This window comes from Citreicoccus inhibens, assembly GCF_019039035.1.
In the GTDB taxonomy this organism is placed as follows: Bacteria; Myxococcota; Myxococcia; order Myxococcales; family Myxococcaceae; genus Citreicoccus; species Citreicoccus inhibens.
The window spans coordinates 138637-160096 of the sequence record NZ_JAHNZT010000018.1 but is presented as its reverse complement, the minus strand read 5'-3'; the positions used below and the strand labels follow the sequence as shown (position 1 = coordinate 160096).

General features: G+C 68.3%; 19 protein-coding genes and 6 tRNA genes. 23 read left to right on the top strand and 2 right to left on the bottom strand.

The features are described from left to right. A partial coding sequence (locus KRR26_RS21490) for a hypothetical protein (RefSeq protein ID WP_217080690.1) occupies nt 1-206 on the top strand: 206 nt, incomplete at its 5' end. Between the two features lie 3 nt (nt 207-209). On the opposite strand, the gene KRR26_RS21485 is transcribed toward KRR26_RS21490, so the two are convergent. After that, entirely contained in the window at nt 210-947 is a 738-nt protein-coding gene (locus tag KRR26_RS21485) for a hypothetical protein (RefSeq protein ID WP_120209343.1), read from the bottom strand. Between the two features lie 35 nt (nt 948-982). On the opposite strand from KRR26_RS21485, the gene KRR26_RS21480 reads away from it, so the two are divergent. From KRR26_RS21480 to KRR26_RS21420, 14 genes are all read left to right on the top strand, one after another. Next, nucleotides 983-1351 (top strand): regulatory protein RecX, encoded by a 369-nt coding sequence (locus KRR26_RS21480; protein WP_328707184.1) that lies wholly within the window; start codon nt 983-985, stop codon nt 1349-1351. A 3-nt stretch (nt 1352-1354) separates the two neighbouring features. Further along, nucleotides 1355-1489, top strand: coding sequence for a hypothetical protein (locus KRR26_RS37850; protein ID WP_407931729.1), 135 nt, complete (start codon nt 1355-1357; stop codon nt 1487-1489). Nucleotides 1490-1504: 15 nt separating this feature from the next. Further along, nucleotides 1505-2281 carry an outer membrane protein assembly factor BamD gene (gene bamD / locus KRR26_RS21475; protein ID WP_120209341.1) on the top strand — a complete coding sequence of 259 codons (777 nt, stop codon included), beginning with the start codon at nt 1505-1507 and terminating at the stop codon, nt 2279-2281. Continuing rightward, a complete protein-coding gene (locus KRR26_RS21470) occupies nt 2278-3003 on the top strand; it encodes a hypothetical protein (RefSeq protein WP_217080689.1) in 726 nt (241 codons plus the stop codon). Before bamD ends, KRR26_RS21470 begins: the two co-directional genes overlap by 4 nt. Nucleotides 3004-3041: 38 nt before the next feature. Continuing rightward, nucleotides 3042-3764 carry a tetratricopeptide repeat protein gene (locus KRR26_RS21465; protein WP_120209339.1) on the top strand — a complete coding sequence of 241 codons (723 nt, stop codon included), beginning with the start codon at nt 3042-3044 and terminating at the stop codon, nt 3762-3764. 37 nt (nt 3765-3801) lie between these two features. Beyond that, entirely contained in the window at nt 3802-4749 is a 948-nt protein-coding gene (locus tag KRR26_RS21460; protein ID WP_120209338.1) for a DUF4388 domain-containing protein, read from the top strand. An 11-nt stretch (nt 4750-4760) separates the two neighbouring features. Further along, a complete protein-coding gene (gene selD, locus KRR26_RS21455) occupies nt 4761-5819 on the top strand; it encodes a selenide, water dikinase SelD (protein WP_120209337.1) in 1059 nt (352 codons plus the stop codon). An 86-nt stretch (nt 5820-5905) separates the two neighbouring features. Beyond that, complete coding sequence (locus tag KRR26_RS21450; protein ID WP_217080688.1) at nt 5906-6715, top strand: N-acetylmuramoyl-L-alanine amidase family protein; 810 nt, start codon at nt 5906-5908, stop codon at nt 6713-6715. Nucleotides 6716-6763: 48 nt separating this feature from the next. After that, nucleotides 6764-7477 (top strand): ribonuclease PH, encoded by a 714-nt coding sequence (gene rph, locus KRR26_RS21445; RefSeq protein WP_120209335.1) that lies wholly within the window; start codon nt 6764-6766, stop codon nt 7475-7477. Next, on the top strand, nt 7474-8064 hold the full coding sequence (gene rdgB / locus KRR26_RS21440) for an RdgB/HAM1 family non-canonical purine NTP pyrophosphatase (RefSeq protein ID WP_120209334.1): 591 nt from the start codon (nt 7474-7476) through the stop codon (nt 8062-8064). The genes rph and rdgB overlap by 4 nt, the downstream gene beginning before the upstream one ends. 72 nt (nt 8065-8136) lie before the next feature. Further along, nucleotides 8137-8210 (top strand) — tRNA-Pro (locus tag KRR26_RS21435). 39 nt (nt 8211-8249) lie between these two features. After that, a tRNA-Arg gene (locus tag KRR26_RS21430) sits at nt 8250-8323 on the top strand. Between the two features lie 659 nt (nt 8324-8982). Then, nucleotides 8983-9056, top strand: a tRNA-His gene (locus tag KRR26_RS21425). A 21-nt stretch (nt 9057-9077) separates the two neighbouring features. Continuing rightward, nucleotides 9078-9151, top strand: a tRNA-Arg gene (locus tag KRR26_RS21420). A 218-nt stretch (nt 9152-9369) separates the two neighbouring features. Here KRR26_RS21420 and bet read toward each other — a convergent pair. After that, nucleotides 9370-10398, bottom strand: coding sequence for a phage recombination protein Bet (gene bet / locus KRR26_RS21415; protein ID WP_217080687.1), 1029 nt, complete (start codon nt 10396-10398; stop codon nt 9370-9372). A 335-nt stretch (nt 10399-10733) separates the two neighbouring features. Here bet and KRR26_RS21410 point away from each other — a divergent pair. The 8 genes from KRR26_RS21410 (at nt 10734) to KRR26_RS21375 (ending at nt 21460) form a co-directional block, all read left to right on the top strand. Continuing rightward, nucleotides 10734-10806: transfer RNA gene (locus tag KRR26_RS21410), tRNA-Lys, on the top strand. A 145-nt stretch (nt 10807-10951) separates the two neighbouring features. Further along, nucleotides 10952-11033 (top strand) — tRNA-Leu (locus KRR26_RS21405). Nucleotides 11034-11135: 102 nt separating this feature from the next. Beyond that, a complete protein-coding gene (gene tig / locus KRR26_RS21400; RefSeq protein WP_120209332.1) occupies nt 11136-12413 on the top strand; it encodes a trigger factor in 1278 nt (425 codons plus the stop codon). Nucleotides 12414-12449: 36 nt separating this feature from the next. Further along, nucleotides 12450-13067 carry an ATP-dependent Clp endopeptidase proteolytic subunit ClpP gene (gene clpP / locus KRR26_RS21395; protein WP_120209331.1) on the top strand — a complete coding sequence of 206 codons (618 nt, stop codon included), beginning with the start codon at nt 12450-12452 and terminating at the stop codon, nt 13065-13067. A 225-nt stretch (nt 13068-13292) separates the two neighbouring features. Beyond that, nucleotides 13293-14573, top strand: coding sequence for an ATP-dependent Clp protease ATP-binding subunit ClpX (gene clpX / locus KRR26_RS21390; RefSeq protein WP_120209330.1), 1281 nt, complete (start codon nt 13293-13295; stop codon nt 14571-14573). 221 nt (nt 14574-14794) lie between these two features. Then, entirely contained in the window at nt 14795-16981 is a 2187-nt protein-coding gene (locus KRR26_RS21385) for a prolyl oligopeptidase family serine peptidase (protein WP_120209411.1), read from the top strand. Between the two features lie 195 nt (nt 16982-17176). After that, nucleotides 17177-19633 carry an endopeptidase La gene (lon, locus tag KRR26_RS21380; protein WP_120209329.1) on the top strand — a complete coding sequence of 819 codons (2457 nt, stop codon included), beginning with the start codon at nt 17177-17179 and terminating at the stop codon, nt 19631-19633. 156 nt (nt 19634-19789) lie between these two features. Next, nucleotides 19790-21460, top strand: a complete 1671-nt coding sequence (locus tag KRR26_RS21375) for a peptide ABC transporter substrate-binding protein (protein ID WP_217080686.1) — start codon at nt 19790-19792, stop codon at nt 21458-21460.

The window sequence follows — 21460 nt, the reverse complement described above, 5'->3', positions numbered from 1 at the left end:
AGGCCCCGCGCCCAGGAGCGCCGCCGGCGGCCCGTCCGCCCGTGGCCGCGCCAGGCGCCCCCGTGGCCCGTCCTCCAGGAGCTGCCCCAGGTGCGCCCATGGCGCGTCCTCCCGCGCCCCCGCCCACCGCGCGTCCCCCCACGCCGGCGCCGGCCCCCGCGCCGGCCGCGGGAGGCGACGACGACTTCCAGATCGAACGCTTCTGAGCGCTACGCGTCGTCATCCCCCAGCTGCGCACGCAGCCGGGTGAGCCGCAGGGGGCCGACGACGCCCTCCTTCGACAGGGCCTGTAGGAGCTGCACGGTGGCGCGCACGCGCGCGTCCTGCTCCTCCTCGGGCTTGTCGACAATCTCGGCCTCGAGCAGCGCTTCCAAGTGCTCGGGGTTGATGGGGGCGGGGCCCTCGGACCACGCGATGTCGAACAGCGCGCGGGCCATGTGCTCGCGCGCCTTGCGGTCCACCTCGTTCGCGGTGCCCTTCACGAACGCGAGGAAGAGCGCGTCGACGGACTCCTTGGTGAGCGCCGCCAGCGCGGGCACCTCGCCCAGGGCCTCCCGGACGAAGTCGCGGTCGAAGGAGTCCACCTCCTGCTCGTAGCCGAAGGCCTCCTCCAGGAGGATGGAGGCGATGAAGGCATCGGCCTCCTCTTCACTGGCGCCCTCCTCGGCCAGGGCTTCGCGGGCCTTGCGGGTGGGCTCGGCCAGCACGGCGTCATCCAGCAGCGCCCGCGCCGAGGCATGGGCGGCCAGCATCACCACCGCGGCCTGCGCGTCCGAGGCGAGCACGCGTCCCCCCACGCCCAGCAGGGTCGTGCGCTGCTTGGGGTGCGCGGCGGCCGCGGCGACGAAGGCCTGCTCCTCGGGCGAGAGAGGCTCTCCGGCCTTCTCCTTGCGGAGCGTCTCCTTGGCGACATCTGCGGTGAGGTAGTGGGCGAGGACAGGGTGCATGGCCGGGCCTGTTACCACATGGTAGGGAGCGGAAGATGGTTCCGGAGCTGGAGGGTCCCGAGGCTGTCAACCGCGCCACCGATGCGTGCCTGCGGCTGCTGTCGGTTCGCGCGCGCAGCCGGCACGAGCTGTTGCTGGCGCTCGAGCGCAAGGGCTACGCCGAGCCCGTGAGGGAGGCGGTCTTGGAGCGCCTTCTCGCGCTGGGGTACGTGGACGACGAGCGCTTCGCCCGGGAGCGCGCCGCGTCCCTGCTGGGGCGGGGCAAGTTCGGGCCACGGGCCGTGCTCCAACGACTGCAGGCCCATGGGCTGGCGCCGGAGGTCGCGCGCCGGGCGGTGGGGGACGCCCGCGGGGAAGTGGCGTTCGACGCGGAGGCCACCGCGCGGCAGGTGCTGACGCGGTGAGGGTTGCTCGGCCGCACCCTGGACGCGAAGGAGGTGGCTCGGGCCGCACGCCTCCTGACCAGCCGGGGCTTTTCGCCAGACGTCATCCGTGCGGTGCTGGGTCATCCTTCGCTGGACCCCTCGGGGCTGGACGAATAGCGTGGGCAGGACCCCATGCGCTCCGTCGTCGCCTGTCTGACCACCCTGTTGCTGCTGACCTCCGGCTGTGCCTCTCTCACCCAGGGGCCCGCTGGCGAGCCGAACTACGCCACCCAGGCGGATGCGAACCTCGCCCTGGGCGAGAAGGCCATGGAGGACAAGGACCTCCTCAAGGCGGAGAAGTACTTCGAGTACGTCCGCACGAAGTTCCCCTACCTGGAGGCCGCCCGCGAGGCGGAGCTGCGGCTGGCGGACGTGGACTTCGCTCGCGAGATGTTCCCCGAGGCCCGCGACAAGTACGACGCCTTCATCAAGCTGCACCCCACGCACGCCAAGGTGGACTACGCGGCGTACCGCGCGGCGCTCACGTTCGTGCAGGAGTACCCCTCCGAGTTCTTCGCGCTGCCCCCGTCGAAGGAGAAGGACCAGAAGTCCATCCACGACGCGCTCGCCGCGATGACGGACTTCCTGCGGCAGTACCCGGACTCGTCCTACACGAAGGACGCGAAGGCCGCCGCGGACGATGCCCGCAAGCGGCTGGCCGAGCATGAGCTGTACGTGGCCGCGTTCTACGCGAAGCGGGAGCACTGGCCCGCCGTGGCGCAGCGCCTGGAAGGGATGCTGAAGAACTACCCGGGCACGCAGTACGAGGAGCAGGCCCTCTTCGACCTGCACCACGCCTACCTGAAGATGAACGACGCCACGCGCGCGCAGGAGACGCTGCGCCAGGTCGTCAAGCGCCTGCCGGGCACGCCCGCCGCGGAGCGGGCCCAGCGTATGCTGGGGCCGTGAGGAGCACGCAGGACTGGAGCCGTCTGGGTGGGTTGTTCATCGCCGCGCTCGCGGGCGCTGTCGCGCTCGCGGTGCTGGGGCCCCGCCTGCTGGGGTTCGCGGGCGGTCCCGAGGTGGAGATCATCACCGCCCTCAAGCGCACGGAGAAGGACGGCCTGACGCTGCCCATCCCCGGCGCCGGTGCGCCGCTGACCTCGCGCACGCACCACTTCTCCCGCATCACCGTGGCGGTGGCCCCGGGTGGCCAGAGCGCGGAGGCGTACGCGACCCTGGACTTCCAAGGGGCGCTGGGCGCCACCACCATCAGCACGGCCGGCGTGGAGCGCGTGCCCTTCGTCTTGCGCAACGGGGACTGGGTGCCGGCGACCTCGCAGGCCCCGCGGCTGGTGGCCGTCGTCACCGCGCTGGAGACGCGCCGACGGGCGATGGAGGCGGGCCGCGCGGACGACCTCGCGCGGCTGGTGTCCCCGGCGGGGGATGGTGGGACTCCAGGCGTCGTCGAGGGGGGCGGGCGGGAGTGGGATGACCTGCTCGCGGTGCGCCACCGTCGCTATGGGGTCGAGTCCTGGTACGCGCGACTGGAGCGCGACGAGGCCGTGGTGACGGAGCACTACCGCCTGGAAGGAGAGCTCCCCGATAGACCGGTGGACAGCCGGGGCGCGCGAGAGCTTTCGCTCGTTCGCGTGGGGGATGAATTCTTGTTTTCGCTCAGGCTCATGTAGGCTACCGCCGCGGAGGCAGGCCCCGGCTGGGCCGAGTCATGGAAGAAGCCCTCAAGCAGCTATTGACCCTCGGCCGCGGCTACTTCGAGAAGAAGCAGTACGCGCAGGCCGAGCCGTATCTCGCGAAGGTCGTCGAGCAGAATCCGACGTTTGCGGACGTCTACAACATGCTCGGCATCATCTACCACGACCAGGGGCAGTTCGCCCGGGCGCAGCGGGCGTTCGAGTCCGCGCTGAGGCTCAATCCGGCCTACACCGAGGCGGCGCTCAACCTGGCGGTCATCTACAACGACATGGGCAAGTACGCCGAGGCGAAGGAGGTCTATCAGGCCGCCCTCGCACGGCAGAAGGGCAGCCCGGATGACCTCGATCCCTACGTGATGAAGAAGGTCGCGAACATGTACGCCGACATCGGTGACGTGTTCGCCTCCGGCGGGTTCTGGGCGCGGGCCATCGAGGAGTACCGTCGTGCCCTCGCGCTGTTCCCCGAGTTCGTCGACATCCGCTTGAAGCTCGGCAACGCCCTGCGGGACGCGGGCGACAACGACGCCGCGCTCGCCGAGTACGAGCAGGTCATCGCCCAGAATCCGGCGTACATCCCAGGTCGCATCAACTACGGGATTGCGCTCTACTCCGCGGGGCGCCGCGACGAGGCGGTGCAGGTCTGGCAGGACGTGCTGGTGCGGAGTCCTGGCAACAAGAGCGCGCAGATGTACCTCAACCTGGTGAAGGAACCGGGAAAGGCCGAGCAGGTAGGTTGAGGACCATGGAAACCCTCTTCATCGAGGTCGTGGCACCGTGAGCACTCCGAGCGGTTCGGCGGCGAAGTCCTACGCCCTCAAGTTCATCTCCGGGAAGTACCAGGGCGGAGAGTTCCCTCTGAAGTTGGACAAGCAGATCGTCGTGGGGCGGTCCAGCGAGCTGGACATGGTCCTCGTCGAGGACATGGTCTCGCGCAAGCACGCGAAGATTCTCTTCTCCGACGGGAAGATCACCATCGAGGACCTGGGCTCCACCAACGGGACCTTCGTCAACGGTGAGAAGGTCAAGCAGGCGCGCCTGAAGGAAGGCGACCGCATCCTCATCGGCACGTCCATCCTCAAGCTCGTGCACCAGGGCGCCGAGGGCGCCAGCGTGGACGAGGGGATGGCCATGAAGAAGCTGGAGGAGGCCGCCGCCGCCCAGGCCGCGCGCACCACCAAGGCCAGCTCGATGACGGGGAAGATTGAGGAGATTCCCCTGCCGGACCTGCTCCAGCTCTTCCACACGTCCAAGAAGAACGGCGTGCTGGTGGTGACGAACCAGCAGGAGGGGAAGATCTACCTGCGCCAGGGCCGCGTCTACTACGCGGTCATCGACGAGAACCACAACCTGGGGCCGCAGAAGAGCTTCAACCGCATCGTCACCTGGGAGCAGGGCGACTTCGAACTGCGCGCCGCGGACAGCCAGGAGTTCATGGTGGAGTTGGACTCGTCCACCGAGGCGCTCCTCATGGACGCCCTGCGCCAGCTCGACGAGTTCAAGCGCATCCAGTCACAGCTGCCGGCCCTGGCCTCGCCGCTGCGGCTGCCGCAGCCCCTCACCGCGCCGCTGAAGGAGCTCACGCCCGAGCTGATGGACGTGCTCCAGTTGGTGCACAACCACGGCTCGCTGAGCGGGGTGTTGGACCACTCGGATGGCGACGACGTGGTGACGGCCGAGGCCGTGGTGCAGCTCATCAAGCGCGACTACGTGCGCGCGGAGTAGGGGACGGCATCATGGCGGACGCGAAGCCGGTGGGGCCCAAGCGCCTCACCGAATTGAGTCACTGCGCGGGTTGAGCTGCGAAGCTGCGGCCCGCGGATCTGGCGCAGGTCCTGCGCCACCTGAAGACTGTGAAGACTCCTCAAGCGCTGGTGGGTTTCTCCACCCACGACGATGCGGCCGTCTATCGCCTCACGCCCGGCCTGGCCGTGGTGGAGACGGTCGACTTCTTCCCGCCCGTGGTGGATGACCCGTTTCAGTTTGGTGCGATCGCCGCGGCGAACGCGCTGTCGGACATCTACGCCATGGGCGCCAGGCCCGTGTTCGCGCTCAACCTCGTCGGGTTTCCGGACGGCGTGCCGATGAAGGTCCTGTCGCGCATCCTCGCGGGCGGCCAGTCGAAGGCGGACGAGGCGGGCATCCCCATCCTCGGAGGCCACAGCATCCGGGACCCCGAGCCGAAGTACGGCATGGCCGTCACCGGCGTGGTGCACCCCAAGAAGGTGCTGACCAACGCGGGAGCGAAGCCGGGCGACGTGCTGCTGCTGACGAAGCCGCTGGGCTCGGGCATCGCGACCACGGCCATCAAGCGCGGCGAGGCCCCGCGCGAGCTGACCCGGCGCGTGGTGGCGCTGATGTCCACGCTGAACAAGGCGGCGGGCGAGGTGTTCGCGTCCGGACGCTTCAAGGTGCACGCGCTCACGGACGTGACGGGCTACGGACTGCTGGGGCACCTGCTGGAGATGATGACAGGGGCCAAGGCCCGCGCGGTGCTGGACCTGGAGCGCATCCCGCTCATCGCGGGCGTGCCCGCGCTGGCCGAGCAGGGCGTGGTGCCCGGCGGGACGAAGTCCAACCTGGCCCACGTGAAGAAGAAGGTGCGCTTCCCCGAGGGCCTGCCCGAGCACATCCAGTGGGTGCTCGCGGATGCGCAGACCAACGGCGGACTGCTGGCGAGCGTGCCGGCGCGCCAGGCCCTCAAGGCGCTGACCGCGCTGGAGAAGGCGGGCGTGGACGCGGCCCTCATCGGTGAGGTCCAGGCGGGACGTCCCGGCGTGGACGTCATCGGCTGAGCCGCTGCCGGACGTGTCGGCTGAAGGACCCGGAGCCGGTCGTAAGTTCGCTCGACGCTCCGGGGTCCGCTAGCATTCGCGCGGGTATGTCGCCGCGCCGTACCGTCTCCCTCCTCGTGCTGTTGTGGCTGAGCCTCGTCCCGGACCTCGCGGGGGCGAAGGAGCGCGCCGCGCGCATCGTCATCGACCCTGGACATGGCGGCGCGAAGGAAGGCGCCCACGGTCCGGGGACCTTCCTCGAGAAGGACATGGCGCTGCAGGTCGCGCAGAAGCTGCGCGACAAGCTGGAGGCGGCGGGGGCCGAGGTCTTCCTCACCCGAGAGAGCGACGCGCTGCTCGCGCTGTCCGCGCGGGTGGAGTTCAGCAATCAGCACCAGCCGGACCTGTTCGTCTCCATCCACGCCAACTCCATGCCCACCAAGCGGCTGCGCGCGCGCACGGGTGGCATCGAGACGTACTTCTTGTCCGCCAACGCGTCCGGCGAGGCGGCGCGGGCGGTGGCGGATCGCGAGAACGCGGAGGCGCCCACGGCGAAGGCCTCGCGTGGCGGCTCGACGCTGGCCTTCATCTTGGATGACCTGGTGCGCACCGAGGCGCACGCGGACTCGTCCCGGTTGGCCTATGCCATTCACCCGCGATTGGTGGCTCGCACCGGGGCAGGGGACCGGGGCGTGCAGCAGGCGCCCTTCTTCGTCCTCATGGGCGTGGAGGCCCCCGCGGTGCTCGTCGAGGTGGGCTTCATCTCCCATCCCGAGGAGGGCGTCCGCCTGAGTCGCGGGGAGTACCAGGACAAGTTGGCCGCGGCCATCTCGGACGGGGTGTTGGCGTTCCTGCGCGAGACGCGCAAGCGCGACGCCAGCCATGCCGAACCCATGGCCGGCACACCGGCACCCTGATAAACGGCGAGCTTCGACTCTTCCCTCCCTATTCGAGAGGAGCTTCCCGTGCGTTCCTTCAACCGCGGTGCGCTGGACCTTCGCCCCGTCATCCTGACCCCTGGCGTGAACCGTTATGCCGAGGGCTCCGTGCAGGTCGAGTTCGGCCACACCAAGGTGCTCGTCACCTGCTCGGTGGAGGACCGGGTGCCGCCCCACTTGATGGGCAAGGGCTCCGGCTGGGTGACGGCCGAGTACGGGATGCTTCCTCGCTCCACGCATACGCGCAGCAACCGCGAGGCGGCGAAGGGGAAGCAGGCGGGCCGCACCATGGAGATCCAGCGGCTCATCGGGCGTTCGCTGCGCGCGGCGGTGGACCTGACCACCCTGGGCGTGCGGACCCTCACCCTGGACTGTGACGTCATCCAGGCGGATGGCGGGACGCGCACGGCCTCCATCACGGGCGCCTACGTGGCGCTGTCCCTGGCGCTGCGCGCGCTGCACAAGCAGGGCTCGCTGTCGAAGCTGCCCAAGCTGACGCCGTTGGCCGCGGTGTCCGTGGGCGTGGTGAACGGCGAGGTTCGGGTGGACCTGGACTATGAGGAGGACTCGTCGGCGGAGGTGGACTTGAACCTCGTGGCCACCGAGGACGGCCGCATCGTCGAGGTGCAGGGCACGGCCGAGCACAAGCTCTTCGAGCGCAAGACGCTGGACGCGATGCTCGATGGGGGCATGGCGGCCATTCGGCAGCTCGCAGCGGCGCAGGCCAAGGTGCTGGGATGACGAAGGCGCGGTTGCTCTTCGCCACGACGAACGCGGGGAAGCTCGCCGAGTTGCGCAAGCTGGTGGGGGACGCCGTGGACGTGGTGTCCCTGGCGGACCTGCCGCCCATCCCGGAGCCGGTGGAGGACTCGGACACCTTCGAGGGCAACGCGCTGAAGAAGGCGCGGGCGTACTCGGAGGCGACGGGGATGCCCGCGCTCGCGGACGACTCGGGGCTCTGCGTGGATGCGCTGGATGGGCGGCCCGGGGTGTTGTCCGCGCGCTACGCGCCGGGCAGCGACAAGGACCGTTACGAGAAGCTGCTCGCGGAGCTGAAGGGCGTTCCGGATGAGAAGCGCACGGCGTCCTTCGTGTGCGTGCTCGCGCTGGTGACGCCCTCGGGCGCGGTGCGCCTCGAGCACGGGCGCTGTGATGGGCACATCGGCCACGTTCCTCGGGGGACGCACGGCTTCGGATACCAGCCGGTGTTCCTGGCGGAGGGGCTGGGCGGGCGCGCGATGGCGGAGATGACCCCGGACGAAAAGACGGCGGTGTCGCACCGTGCTCGGGCGTTCGCGAAGATGCGGCCCGCGCTGCTGGCGCTGTGAGGAAGGTGACGGGCGTTCGTCATTGCACCCTTGCGTGTGCATCCACGATGGGCCAAGAATGCCCGCACTTCTCGGGGCGTAGCGCAGCCTGGTAGCGCACCTGCCTTGGGCGCAGGGGGTCGGAGGTTCGAATCCTCTCGCCCCGATTTGAAGTGAAGCCGTAGCGAAGAGGGATTTCGCGGCCAGCTCCAGTAGCTCAGCTGGATAGAGCACCGGCCTTCTAAGCCGGGGGTCGCAGGTTCGAGTCCTGCCTGGGGCGCTCGACCCGGCGTCAAAGATTCTCGAGGACACTGCTCCCGCCTCGGTGGGCGGGAGCAGGACCCGGCTTCTTCTCGCTCGATGCGGTGTCTGTCCTGTGGGATGCCTGCGGCGTACGAGTCAGTTCGCCAGTGCAGGTCCTCCGGAGCCGCACCCGGCCGGGCCTGCGCAGGACGCGACATGTCCCGTCGAATCCAAGCAGCAGGTCGTGCAGTGCTGGCCCTGTGGGGTGGGGCCGCATTGGCCCACGTGTCCATCGAGGGGAGACGTCTGTGTCTCCGGTGCGAGCGCCGCGGCCGGTTCGGCATCCGGGGTGGGGCCGCCACAGCCGAGCAGGCCAATGGCGAGGATTGCTGCGGTCGCAAGACTCCGAATCATGCGGGACGCCTTTCGTGAGGAGTCCTCCAGTCTGCGTGCGCTCTGTGTCGCTCGCAGCCTCGGCTTCTGCCTGGGCGCGACATCCACGACGGGGAAAGGCTGGCTTCGCTAGAATGAGGCGCGACCCCCCTCGGGGTGGAGAATCCATCGGATTCCAAGGGGTTGCGCGCAGCGGCAAGTTCTGGCGCGAGGGATCCGGAAGGTGCGCGCGCGCGATCGCACATTTGGACCTTGAACAGGCCCGGGTTCCGAGGTAGGGAAGCCGGCGTTTTCGTGGTGACGGCGGCCATAGCTCAACTGGTTAGAGCGCCGGACTGTGACTCCGGAGGTTACCGGTTCGATCCCGGTTGGCCGCCCTGTTTCGCCCGCCTTGCCCTGCGTCCATAGCTCAACTGGATAGAGCACTGGCCTTCGAAGCCAGGGGTTGGGGGTTCAAGTCCCTCTGGGCGCGCTTCTCGAAGTCCCGGATGCAGCTTGGGACTCGGGTGTTGGTCGAGCGCTCGTCAACGCAAGTTGAGCGAGCCTCCCAGCGCTCACCCGAGACACCTCACCGCACCTCGGTTCTTCTCTGCGCGTTGTCCACGTGCGCAGCTCGCGACGTTGCTGGCTCGCGCGAGAATGCCCCTCCCAGAAGCATGCGTTCCTCCGGGAAGGGCCGTGCCGCGTGTCTCAGGCGTCCTGCGCGCTCGCGCTCGTTCCCTTTGGCGTGGGGCCGTGGAAGCGCAGCTCCGTCTCGGCCTCTAGCGCCGTGAGGTTCTCACGCATCGCCTTGGCCCAGCGCGCCTTGGGCTGCTCCATCAGCTTTTCGTGGGCCAGGTCGATGGTCTCGGTCAGCTCGGAGTCGGTCAGCTCAGTGGTCGTCTTGCCCTTGTGGGGACCGAACGCCACCAGCACGGAGTGGGTCCGGTCCGCCGCTGGCGCCAACGGCACATCCACGGAGAGTCGCGCGGCCTCTGCCTCGTCCTTCGTTGGCGGTGCCATCGGCAGGGGAGAGAACGAAGCCTTCACGGGCCCCGGCTTCGCTCCGAGCACCTCATAGGCCCCCGTCGCGGGCGCCGGTTCGTCGTGCAGGGACTCGAACTCGTCGGCGGGCATCTCCTCTCGGACGTACAGGCCGCCGAAGGCCTCGGGGTACGCCTTTCGGAGCACCGCCACGCGGGCGCACTTCTCGATCATCGTCGTCGGGATGCGCGCCCACAGCGGTGTCTGCTGCACGTAGCCGGAGAAATCGAGCCACACCACGACAGGAAGCTTCGCGTCACGCACGACGCGAGACCAGGCGCCCACGAGCGCGCCCTTGCGCTTGGCCGGGTTGAAGCGGTGCACCACCTCGCCCTTGCCCTGGTCGACGATGATTTCATCCTCGGCGAACACGGCGCTCGCCTGGATGCCCTTGAAATCCGGGAAGCGCTCGGCGCGGGCGAGCATGCCGGCCTCGGACGGCTGGAACTCGTACTTGGTCGTCCAGTTGGGCCGCTCACGGGTGCCGGTGTTCTGCCGGCGCGCCACGCAGAAGGCCTCCTTGAGCAGCGGATCCAACCCGCTGCGCTTGCACTGCTCGATGAAGAGGGCGAACTCGTCCTCGCCAATGCCCCGTGGGCAGATGGTGCGCTTGATCAGCTCCACGCGCTCCCGGCTCCACGGATTGCCTGAGGCCACCGAGGCCTCCGTCTTCGCATTCGCTTCCGTCACGGTCATCTCCTGCCTTGCTGCTCGAAAAGGGCGGACGACCCCCGTCCGCCCGCATGGCGCCGCCTCGTTCGTGGCTGGGGCCGCCCGCGCTTCGCTCTCGGTGCGTGACTGCTCTTGCTCCGAGGACGGAATGCGGGCCGCGGCGAGGAGCAACAGCCCGTGCCGACGGGGGCTTCACGTGCGCGGGGCGGCAGCGCGGAGCCAGGCCGGAACTCGGCCGTCCAGCCGCGAACAGAAAGAATGAAGCAGGGACGTGCGAAAACGCTTTGACAGCGCGCACAGGCCACGGTAGTTACGCCGCCACTTGGACGTCGCGAACGCGACACACCGAGCGCAGGTCCGGGAGCGTAGCTCAATTGGCAGAGCAATGGACTCTTAATCCATAGGTTGTGGGTTCGATTCCCTCCGCTCTCATCACGGGGCCCCTTCAGCGATGAAGGGGCCCCGTTTGTTTTTCAGCACCAGGTTCCGGGTGGTCGCGCGTCAGCCAGCGCCGCGCGAAGGACTGCCCTGGTGTCAGTGTTTCGCGGTAAGACGAGAAGCGCACGCGGGGACCGTCGGGCGGGTGGCGAAACTGGTAGACGCACCAGACTTAGGATCTGGTACCGCAAGGTGTGAGGGTTCGAGTCCCTCCTCGCCCATTTCGCGTTGACCCGCTCGTGCCTATCCCCTAAACGCGCACGTCCCACTTATCCGGCGCCGTCAGGGGTTTGATGCCCAGCACGGCGGCGAGCGAGGCCCGTATGAAGGTCCAGGTCGAGGAGCTCTCTCCCATCGAGAAGAAGCTCTCCATCGAGGTCGACACCGCCCGCGTGGCGGAAGAGCTCACCCGCGCATATACCGCGCTCGGCCGGCAGGTGAAGCTGCCCGGCTTCCGCCCGGGCAAGGTTCCCCGTCGCATCCTGGAGCAGCGCTTCCGGGAGCAGGTGGAGGACGACGTCATCCAGCGCGTGGTGCAGACCTCGTATCTGGAGGCCGTGCGCGCGCACAAGGTGGAGGCCGTCTCCTCGCCGCAGGTCACCAACTCCGGCCTCAAGCCGGACGCGCCGTTCGCCTACGAGGCGCGCGTCGAGGTGAAGCCCAAGGTGGAGGCGAAGGAGTACGACGCCCTTCCGCTCGCCAAGGTGGACACCGCCGTGTCCGACGCGCAGGTGGACGAGCAGCTCGAGCGCATGCGCCAGTCGCAGGGCCGCGTGGAGGCCGTCACGGATCGCGACGTGGCCGCCGCGGGCGATCAGGTCACCATCGACTTCGAGGCGACGGTGGATGGCAATGCCTTCGAGGGCAGCAAGGCCGAGGGCATTGGCGTGCAGGTGCGTCCCGGTGAGCTCATCCAGGGCAGCATCGAGGCGCTCGCGGGCGTGAAGGTCGGCGAGTCGAAGGACATCGACTACACCTTCCCGGCCGACTACCAGGCGGAGGAGGTGCGCGGGAAGTCGGCGCGCTTCCACATCACCGTCAAGGCGCTGCAGAAGATGGTCCTCCCGGCGCTGGACGACGCGTTCGCCCAGGGCACGGGCATGGCGCAGACGGCGGAGGAGCTGCGCACGAAGCTGCGCGCGGACATGGAGAAGGCCCGCAAGGCGCAGGCTCAGCAGGACGAGCGCGAGGCGCTCATCAAGGTCCTCATCGAGCGCAACGCCTTCGAGGTTCCGCGCGCCATGGTCGAGCGCGCCATCGACTCCATGCTGGACGGTGCCCTGCGCCAGATGGCGCGCCAGGGAATCGATCCGCGCCGCCTCAACCTGGACTTCAACCGCCTGCGCGACGAGATGCGCGAGAAGGCCGTCCAGGAAGTGAAGGGGACGTTGCTCTTCGAGGCGGTTGCCCAGAAGGAGAGCATCCAGTCGACCGACGCGGACGTCGAGAAGCGCATCGAGGAACTCGCCGCCGAGGCGAACCAGCCCGTGGCCCAGGTGAAGAAGTACTTCAAGGGCGAGGACGAGCGGCTGGGGTTGTCTCTGCGACTCCGAGAGGAAAAGACGATTGAATTCCTGAAGGGCCGAGCGAAGTATTCCTGAGGTCTTTCCGCCGAGTCCCCTTGCGAGGTCCACGTCATGCCCTTCATGCCCGTTCCCTACGTCATCGAGCAGACCCATCGGGGTGAGCGCTCGTACGACATCTACAGCCGGCTCCTGAAGGACCGCATCGTGATGCTCGGGACGGAGATCGACGATGACGTCGCGAACGTCATCGTCGCGCAGCTCCTGTTCCTCGAGTCCGAGGACCCGGACAAGGACATCAACCTCTACATCAACTCGCCGGGCGGGTCGGTGACCGCCGGGTTGGCCATCTACGACACGATGCAGTACGTCAAGTCGCCGGTGTCCACCATCTGCGTGGGGCAGGCCGCGTCCATGGGCGCGGTGCTGCTGCTCGCCGGCGCGAAGGGCAAGCGCTTCACCTTGCCCTCCAGTCGCATCATGATTCACCAGCCGCTCGGCGGCGCGCGCGGTCAGGCGACGGACATCGAGATCCAGGCGCGGGAAATCCTCCGCATGAAGGCCCGGCTCAACGAGCTCATCGTCAAGCACACGGGCCAGTCCATCGAGCGCGTGGAGAAGGACACCGACCGCGACTACTTCATGGGGGCGTCGGAGGCGAAGGCGTACGGCATCATCGACGCCATCCAGGACCCCCGGAAGTCGGTGGCTGGCAAGGAAGAGAAGAAGTAGGCAGGCGCCGGGGCCCTCGACGGGCCTCGCTCTAGCGGCCGGAGGCTGCGGGGAATGATGGCCCGCGCCTCCGGCTTTCTGCTTTCTGCGCCGCGTTGCCGCTGCTTGTTAAGTACCTGGAAGCTCCGTGGACGCCCTGGACAGGGGCTGACTAGATTGAATCAGGGTTTCCAGGTGCGGGGCGTTTAACGGGGTAGGGGCTTTACCGGCGCAGCGAGGGAATTCATGGCGGGCAAGAACGTGGAGAAGCGAGACAACCAGACCCTCTGCTGCTCCTTCTGCGGCAAGTCCCAGAAGGAAGTGAAGAAGCTCATCGCGGGCCCAACGGTCTACATCTGCGACGAGTGCATCGGGCTGTGCAACGACATCATCGCGGAGGAGATTGACCGCGAGGAGACCAAGGACACCAAGCTGCGCATCCCTCGGCCGAGCGAGATCAAGGCCGTGCTGGATGAGTACGTGGTGGGTCAGGAGCGCGCCAAGAAGACGCTCTCCGTGGCGGTGCACAACCATTACAAGCGCATCGAGTCCAAGATCGCGATGGACGACGTGGAGCTGCAGAAGAGCAACATCCTGCTGCTCGGTCCCACCGGGTCTGGAAAGACGCTGCTGGCGCAGACGCTCGCGCGCATTCTCAACGTTCCGTTCACCATCGCGGACGCCACGTGCCTCACCGAGGCGGGCTACGTGGGCGAGGACGTGGAGAACATCATCGTCAACCTGTTGCAGGCGGCCGACCACGACATCGAACGGGCCCAGCGCGGCATCGTCTACATCGATGAGATCGACAAGATCGCCCGCAAGTCGGAGAACCCGTCCATCACCCGCGACGTGAGCGGTGAGGGCGTGCAGCAGGCGCTGTTGAAGATCATCGAGGGCACGGTGGCCAACGTTCCGCCCAAGGGTGGACGCAAGCACCCCCAGCAGGAGTTCCTGCAGGTGGACACCACCAACATCCTCTTCATCTGCGGCGGCGCCTTCGGCGGCCTGGAGCAGATCATCGAGCGGCGTCTGGGTGGACGCAGCCTGGGCTTCGGCGCGGAGATCCAGTCGAAGAAGCAGCGCAACCTCTCCGAGCTGCTCAAGCACGTGGAGCCGGAGGACCTGCTCAAGTTCGGCATGATTCCGGAGTTCATCGGCCGTCTGCCCATCATCACCGCGCTCGAGGAGCTGGACGAGCCGGCGCTGGTGAACATCCTGGGCCAGCCCAAGAACGCGCTCACCAAGCAGTACCGCAAGCTCTTCGAGCTGGACGGCGTGGCGCTGAAGTTCACGGATGGCGCGCTCAAGGCCATCGCCTCGGAGGCCATCCGCCGCAAGGCGGGCGCGCGCGGCCTGCGCTCCATCCTGGAGACGGCCATGCTGGACGTGATGTACGAAATCCCGTCCCGCAAGACGGTGCGCGAGGTGGTCATCTCCGAGGAGGTCATCCTCAAGAAGAGCGACCCCGTCATCCTTCACGCGCAAGAGAAGGACGCCGCCGAGCCGAAGAAGGAATCGGCCTGAGTCTCGCTTCCCCCGGGGTGACTCCCTCGAGGAGGAGCGCAGTCTGACGGGGCGCGTCACGCGGTCGCGAAGCCAGCGACTCGGACGCGCCCCGGGTGTTCTCAAGTACCCCGCGACGGGAGGGCAGGCGGGCCTTGTCGCGGGGCTCACTTTTTGTGGGACGGGCCGTTGGCTTTCTGTATCTGCTTCGGCCCATGCGAAAGCTGCTCGTTCCCGCCCTGATGTCCCTCGCGGCGTGCGCCACCACGCAGGAGGCCGCGCGCGAGGCCGTTCCCGCGTCCGCCTCGGCGGATGCCCGGCCCGCGGTCGCCGCGGCTCGTTCGGAGGAGGTCTCCCGGATGGCTTATCCCCACACCCCGTCCCAACCCATCGTGGACACCGTGCACGGCGTGCAGGTGGCGGACCCCTATCGCTGGCTCGAGGACGAGAAGTCGCCCGAGGTGCAGGCGTGGATGAAGGCCGAGAATGAGCAGGCCCGCGCCGCGCTGGCCCAGATGCCGGGCCGTGACGCGCTCGCCCGGCGCTTCCGCGAGCTGTACTACGTGGACTCGATGACCGCGCCGCTGCGGCGGGCCAACCGGTACTTCTACTTCCGCACCCACAAGGACAAGGAGAAGGCCATCCTCTACTGGCGCGACGGCGAGGCCGGCGCGGAGAAGGTGCTCCTCGACCCGAACGGCTGGAGCAAGGACGGCACCGTGTCCCTGGGCACGTGGGTGCCCTCGTGGGATGGCAAGCGCGTGGTGTTCGCGCAGCGGCCCAACGCCGCGGACGAGGCCGTGCTGCACGTGCTCGACGTGGACTCGGGCGAGTGGTCCAAGGTCGACGTCATCGAGGGCGCCAAGTACGCCGGGCCGCATTGGACGCCCGACGGCAAGGGCTTCTATTACGAGTGGCTGCCCACCGACCCGAGCATCCCCGTGGACGCGCGCCCCGGCTACACCACGCTGCGCTTCCACCAGTTGGGCCAGGACCCCAAGAACGACGCGCTGGTGCACCCGCGCACGGGTGACCCCACCACGTTCCTCCAGGGCGACCTGAGCCGTGACGGCAAGTTCCTCTTCGCCTACGTCATCCGCGGGTGGAGCGAGAACGACGTCTACTGGAAGCACCCGGGTGAGAAGGACTGGCGGCTGCTCGTGAAGGGGCAGGGCGCCAAGTACACCGTGCTGGCGTGGAAGGACCGCTTCTACGTCACCACGGACGAGGGCGCCCCGCGCCAGCGCGTGTTCGTCGTGAATCCGACCAAGCCCGAGCGCGCCGCGTGGCGCGAGCTGGTCGCCGAGGACCCGGCGGCCTCTCTGGAGAGCACCGCGATTGTCGGCGGGCACCTGACGCTCGAGTACCTGCGCGACGCCGCGACGGAGGTCCGCCTGGCCACGCTGGAGGGCAAGCCCGTGCGCACGGTGCAACTGCCCGGCGTGGGGGCCGCGTCCAACCTGCTGGGGCAGGAGGACTCGGACGAGGCGTACTTCTCCTTCAGCTCCTTCACCACGCCGCGGCAGGTCTACAAGACGTCCGTCGCGAGCGGGAAGGTGAGCCTGTGGTCGCGGGTGGAGATGCCCATGGACCCGGACGCGTACACGGTGGAGCAGGTCTTCTACCCATCCAAGGATGGTACGCGGGTGCCCATGTTCGTGGTGTACCGCAAGGGCCTGAAGCGCGACGGCACCGCGCCCACGCTCCTGTACGGGTACGGCGGCTTCTTCGTGAGCATGCAGCCCGCCTTCCGCTCCAACATCCTGCCCTGGCTGGACGCGGGCGGCGTGTACGCGGTGGCCAACCTGCGCGGTGGGGGCGAGTACGGCAAGGCGTGGCATGACGCGGGCCGGCTGGCGAACAAGCAGAACGTGTTCGACGACTTCCACGCGGCGGCCGAGTACCTGGCGCGCGAGCACTACACGCAGCCGAGCAAGCTGGCCATCTACGGCGGCAGCAACGGCGGCCTCCTGGTGGGCGCGGCCATGACGCAGCGCCCGGAGCTGTATGGCGCGGCGGTGTGCGCGGTGCCGCTCCTGGACATGGTGCGCTATCACCTCTTCGGCAGCGGGCGCACGTGGACGCCGGAGTACGGCTCGGCGGAGGACGCGGCGCAGTTCAAGACGCTGTATGCCTACTCGCCCTATCACCACGTGCGGCCGGACGTGCGCTACCCCGCGCTGCTGATGATGAGCGCGGACCATGACGACCGCGTGGACCCGCTGCACGCGCGCAAGTTCGTCGCGGCCATGCAGGCGGCCCCAGGCAACACGTCGCCGGTGCTGCTGCGCATCGAGGCGAACTCGGGCCACCAGGGCTCGGACCAGGTGGCCAAGGCCATTGAGTCCAGCGCCGACATGTACGCGTTCCTCTTCCAGGCCCTGGGCGTGAAGGCGCCGGCTGCCGGGGTGGCGGTGGAGGGCCACTGAGGCCCCGGGCAGGCGCCCGGCGGTGCTCAGGTGTTCCCTTGAAGGCAGCAGTGGCTCCCCCCATCTTCACGCGGGGAACGGGGGCTCGAACTGCCGTGTTATAGAGCCGTGTTTCACCTCGCACTCGCGCCCGGCGTGAGTGCGGGTAACTCTTGAAGGGCTTGCCCGTACGGCAGGCCAGCAGGTGGCGGATACATGTTCTTCGGACGTGACGACAAGAAGGAAGCCCAGAAGCGGGGACTCACCGTCCCGCTCTTGCCCCTTCGGGACATCATCGTGTTCCCGCACATGGTGGTGCCGCTGTTCGTCGGCCGGGAGAAGTCCATCGCTGCCCTCAAGGACGCGATGGCCCACAAGGGGCCGGACGACAAGGCCGTCATCCTCATGGCCGCGCAGAAGAAGGCCAAGACGAATGACCCCACCCCCGACGACATCTTCCACTTCGGGACCATCGGGCATGTCATCCAGTTGCTGGGGCTGCCGGACGGGACGCTGAAGGTGCTGGTGGAGGGCGTGCGCCGGGCTCGGGTGAAGAAGTTCCACCCGAACGACGCCTTCTTCATGGTGGAGGTGGACGAGGTCGAGGAGCAGACGGAGAAGAGCGTGGAGTTGGAGGCGCTCGTTCGCAGCGTCCACTCCGTGTTCGAGGCCTTCGTCAAACTCAACAAGCGCATCCCGCCCGAGATGCTCATGCAGGTGGCGAGCATCGACGAGCCCGCGCGCTTGTCGGACACCATCGTCGCGCACCTGTCATTGAAGCTGAATGACAAGCAGGCGCTGCTCGAGACGGAGTCTCCCGCCAAGCGGCTGGAGAAGCTCTACGAGCTGATGCAGGGTGAGATCGAGATTCTCCAGGTGGAGAAGAAGATCCGCACGCGCGTCAAGAAGCAGATGGAGAAGACCCAGAAGGAGTACTACCTGAATGAGCAGATGCAGGCCATTCAGAAGGAACTGGGTGAGCGCGACGAGTTCAAGAACGAGATCCAAGAGATTGAAGAGAAGCTGAAGAACAAGCGGATGAGCAAGGAGGCCACGCTCAAGGTCAAGAAGGAGCTGAAGAAGCTCCGGATGATGAGCCCGATGAGCGCCGAGGCCACCGTCGTCCGCAACTACATCGACTGGATCATCAGTCTCCCCTGGTACGAGGAGACGCAGGACCGGCTGGACGTCACCGAGGCCGAGCGGGTGCTGAACGAGGACCACTACGGCTTGAAGAAGCCGAAGGAGCGCATCCTCGAGTACCTCGCGGTGCAGCAGTTGGTGAAGAAGCTCAAGGGCCCCGTGCTGTGCTTCGTGGGGCCGCCGGGCGTGGGCAAGACGTCGCTGGCGCGCTCCATCGCGCGGGCCACGGGGCGCAAGTTCGTGCGCTTGAGCTTGGGCGGCGTGCGCGACGAGGCCGAGATTCGCGGCCACCGGCGCACGTACATTGGCGCGATGCCGGGCAAGCTCATCCAGTCGCTGAAGAAGGCGGGCAGCAACAACCCGGTCTTCCTGCTCGACGAAATCGACAAGATGTCCACGGACTTCCGTGGCGACCCGAGCGCGGCGTTGCTGGAGGTGCTGGACCCCGAGCAGAACCACACCTTCAACGACCACTACCTGGACCTGGACTATGACCTGTCCAAGGTCATGTTCATCTGCACCGCGAACACGATGCACAACATCCCCGGTCCGCTGCAGGACCGCATGGAGGTCATCCGCATCGCGGGGTACACCGAGCCGGAGAAGCTCTCCATCGCGCGGCGCTACCTCATCCCGAAGGAGCAGGAGGCCAACGGGCTGACGGACCTCAAGGTGGACTTCTCCCACGAGGCGCTCCGGACCATCATCCACCGCTACACGCGCGAGTCGGGCGTGCGCTCGCTGGAGCGTGAGATTGGCGGCGTGTTCCGCAAGATTGCCCGCGACGTGCTGAAGAACGGCAAGCGGGACATCGAGGTGGACCGGCGCACGGCGATGAAGTTCCTGGGCACTCCGCGCTTCCGCTACGGCGTGGCGGAGCAGGAGGACCAGGTGGGCATCGTCACGGGGCTGGCGTGGACGGAGCTGGGCGGTGAGATTCTCACCACCGAGGCCACCACGATGCCGGGCAAGGGCAAGCTCATCATCACCGGCAAGTTGGGTGAGGTGATGCAGGAGTCCGCGCAGGCGGCCATGTCCTACGTGCGCAGCCGGGCGGAGCGCTTCGGCATCGACAAGAAGGCGTTCGAGAACTTCGACATCCACGTGCACCTGCCGGAAGGCGCCATCCCCAAGGATGGTCCGTCCGCGGGCGTCACCATCTGCACCGCCCTGGTGAGCGCGCTGACGCGCGTGCCCATCCGGCGCGATGTGGCGATGACGGGTGAAATCACCCTGCGCGGTCGGGTGCTGCCCATCGGCGGTCTGAAGGAGAAGACGCTGGCGGCGCACCGGGCGGGCATCAAGACGGTCCTCATCCCCAAGTCGAACAAGAAGGACCTGCGCGACATCCCGCTGAAGATTCGCAAGCAGCTGCGCATCGTCCCGGTGGAGTTCGTGGACGAGGTGCTGCGCGAGGCGCTCGTGCTGGAGAAGCCCGAGGAGTTCGGCCGCAAGCCGGTGGGCGACGGCGTGAAGCCGCAGGGCGGTGCCTCCGAGGCGCCGTCCTCGCCGGCCGGCGCCCCCGCCTGAGTCCGGCGCGCGGGTAGACGTCTGAAGACGTGACAAGCCAGGGAGCCGGCCGACCAGGAGTCGCCGGCCTCCTGGCTTCTCTCTTTTCTGGGGCGGGTCGCGGTACAACGGGGCTCGGTGGCTCCCCGCGCGCGACTCTGGAGGTCCTTGCTGCTCATGGCCGTGGCCCTCGGGGCCTGCGGGCCGTGCGGCTTCCAGCCGGAGGCCGGCGTCAAGGTCGTGGTGCCGGCCATGCCCACCACGTTGGATTGGAGCTTCTCGGACCCGGCGAGCTGGGCGAACTATCCGGTGATGCTCGCCACGCAGAAGGGGCTCACCTCGCTGGGCGCGGACCATGCGGTGGGGCCTGGGCTTGCCGAGCGTTGGGAGCGCGTGCGGGACGCGCAGGGCCGTGAGGTCTACACCTTCCACCTGCGTGGGGACGTGCGCTGGTCGGATGGCTCGGCGCTCACCGCGCGCGACTTCGTCTTCGGCTGGCGGCGCGCGCTGCGGGGCCGGGAGCGGGGCGAGATGGCGGACCTGGAGGGCGCCGTGCGGGCGCTGGCGCTCCAGGAGGAGGGGGCTCCCGAGGCGGACGTGGTGGCGGCGCTCGACCGCGTGGGCGTGGAGGCGGTGGATGCGCGCACCTTGCGGGTGACGCTGGCTCGCCCGCGCAGCTACTTCCTGTCGCGTCTGGCCAACGTGTACCTCTTCTTCCCCGCGCCCGCGGCGGACCTGGAGGGCAAGTCGGCCGAGGCGGTGCGCGACTACTTCGACAGGCCTCGCGATGGACGACCGCTCGCGCTGGGGCCGTATCGCGTGGAGGCGTGGGACCGCGCGGGTGAGCGCGTGCGGCTCGTCTACAACCCGCGCACCGCGTTCCCTCCGCCGCTGGGTCCGGGCGAGTCACCGGCGCCGGTGCTCACGTTGATGAAGTCAGAGATTGGACCCGCGCTCTATGAGCGGGGCCGGGTGGACTTCGTCTTCGTGGACAGCGCCGCGGCCTTGCGGACCCGCGCGCCCGCGGACCTTCAGCGCGAGCCGCTCTTGTCCACCTACTTCCTGGCCTTCAACACGCAGCGCCCGCCGTTGGACAAGCCCGAGGTTCGCCGGGCGCTGGCTTACGCGCTGGACCGGGAGGCGCTGTTGGCGGGCCTGTTGCCCGTGGCGCGTGTGTCCAACGTGCTGCTGCCGGCCGAGTTGCCCGCGTCCGCGTCGCCCGAGGAGGCCGCGCGGTTGCCTTCTCATGACGAGGCGCGGGCTCGTGAGGAGCTGGCTCGCGCGGGTGGGGTGGCGCGTCCGTTGCGGTTGGTGGTGAAGGCGGGGGACTCGTTCGTGCCGGAGGAGGCGCTGGCCGAGCGCATCGCCGCGCAGCTGGGGCGCGTGGGCGTTCAGGTGGTGGTGGATGTGCGCTCGGACTTCTCCGCGGAGGTGGCGCGGCGGACGTCGGAGGGCCCGCGCGCCTATGACATGTACGTGCGGCGGTTGGGCGCGGACTACGCGCACCCCAACACGTTCTTCACGCTCTTCGAGCGCGAGGGCAATCACCAGACCGGCTGGGAGACGCAAGCCGGTGGCGAGCCCATGGCTCGCTTCGAGCGACTCTTGGAAGAGGCCGACGCGGAGGCGGACTCATCGCGTGCGCGGGCGCTCTACGTTCAGGCTCAGGACGTGCTCGTGGGGGAGCAGGCCGTCATCGCGCCGCTCTACCATCCGGATCGCTACTTCCGAGTGCGTGCCCGATTGCATGGACTGGACGTGGATCCATTCAACTTCCTCGCGCTGCCCGCGCTGCGCCTGGGGAGTGAGTCGGGCGCGGTCGCCGCTGACGCGCGGGGAGGGCGCTAG

Coding starts and splice junctions, on each gene's coding strand:
- tig (WP_120209332.1), top strand. CDS start 11,136: ATGAAGGTCCAGGTCGAGGAGCTCTCTCCCATCGAGAAGAAGCTCTCC.
- lon (WP_120209329.1), top strand. CDS start 17,177: ATGTTCTTCGGACGTGACGACAAGAAGGAAGCCCAGAAGCGGGGACTC.
- KRR26_RS21485 (WP_120209343.1), bottom strand. CDS start 947: ATGCACCCTGTCCTCGCCCACTACCTCACCGCAGATGTCGCCAAGGAG.
- bamD (WP_120209341.1), top strand. CDS start 1,505: ATGCGCTCCGTCGTCGCCTGTCTGACCACCCTGTTGCTGCTGACCTCC.
- KRR26_RS21480 (WP_328707184.1), top strand. CDS start 983: ATGGTTCCGGAGCTGGAGGGTCCCGAGGCTGTCAACCGCGCCACCGAT.
- KRR26_RS21385 (WP_120209411.1), top strand. CDS start 14,795: ATGTCCCTCGCGGCGTGCGCCACCACGCAGGAGGCCGCGCGCGAGGCC.
- clpX (WP_120209330.1), top strand. CDS start 13,293: ATGGCGGGCAAGAACGTGGAGAAGCGAGACAACCAGACCCTCTGCTGC.
- KRR26_RS21450 (WP_217080688.1), top strand. CDS start 5,906: ATGTCGCCGCGCCGTACCGTCTCCCTCCTCGTGCTGTTGTGGCTGAGC.
- rdgB (WP_120209334.1), top strand. CDS start 7,474: ATGACGAAGGCGCGGTTGCTCTTCGCCACGACGAACGCGGGGAAGCTC.
- bet (WP_217080687.1), bottom strand. CDS start 10,398: ATGACCGTGACGGAAGCGAATGCGAAGACGGAGGCCTCGGTGGCCTCA.
- KRR26_RS21375 (WP_217080686.1), top strand. CDS start 19,790: ATGGCCGTGGCCCTCGGGGCCTGCGGGCCGTGCGGCTTCCAGCCGGAG.
- clpP (WP_120209331.1), top strand. CDS start 12,450: ATGCCCTTCATGCCCGTTCCCTACGTCATCGAGCAGACCCATCGGGGT.
- KRR26_RS21465 (WP_120209339.1), top strand. CDS start 3,042: ATGGAAGAAGCCCTCAAGCAGCTATTGACCCTCGGCCGCGGCTACTTC.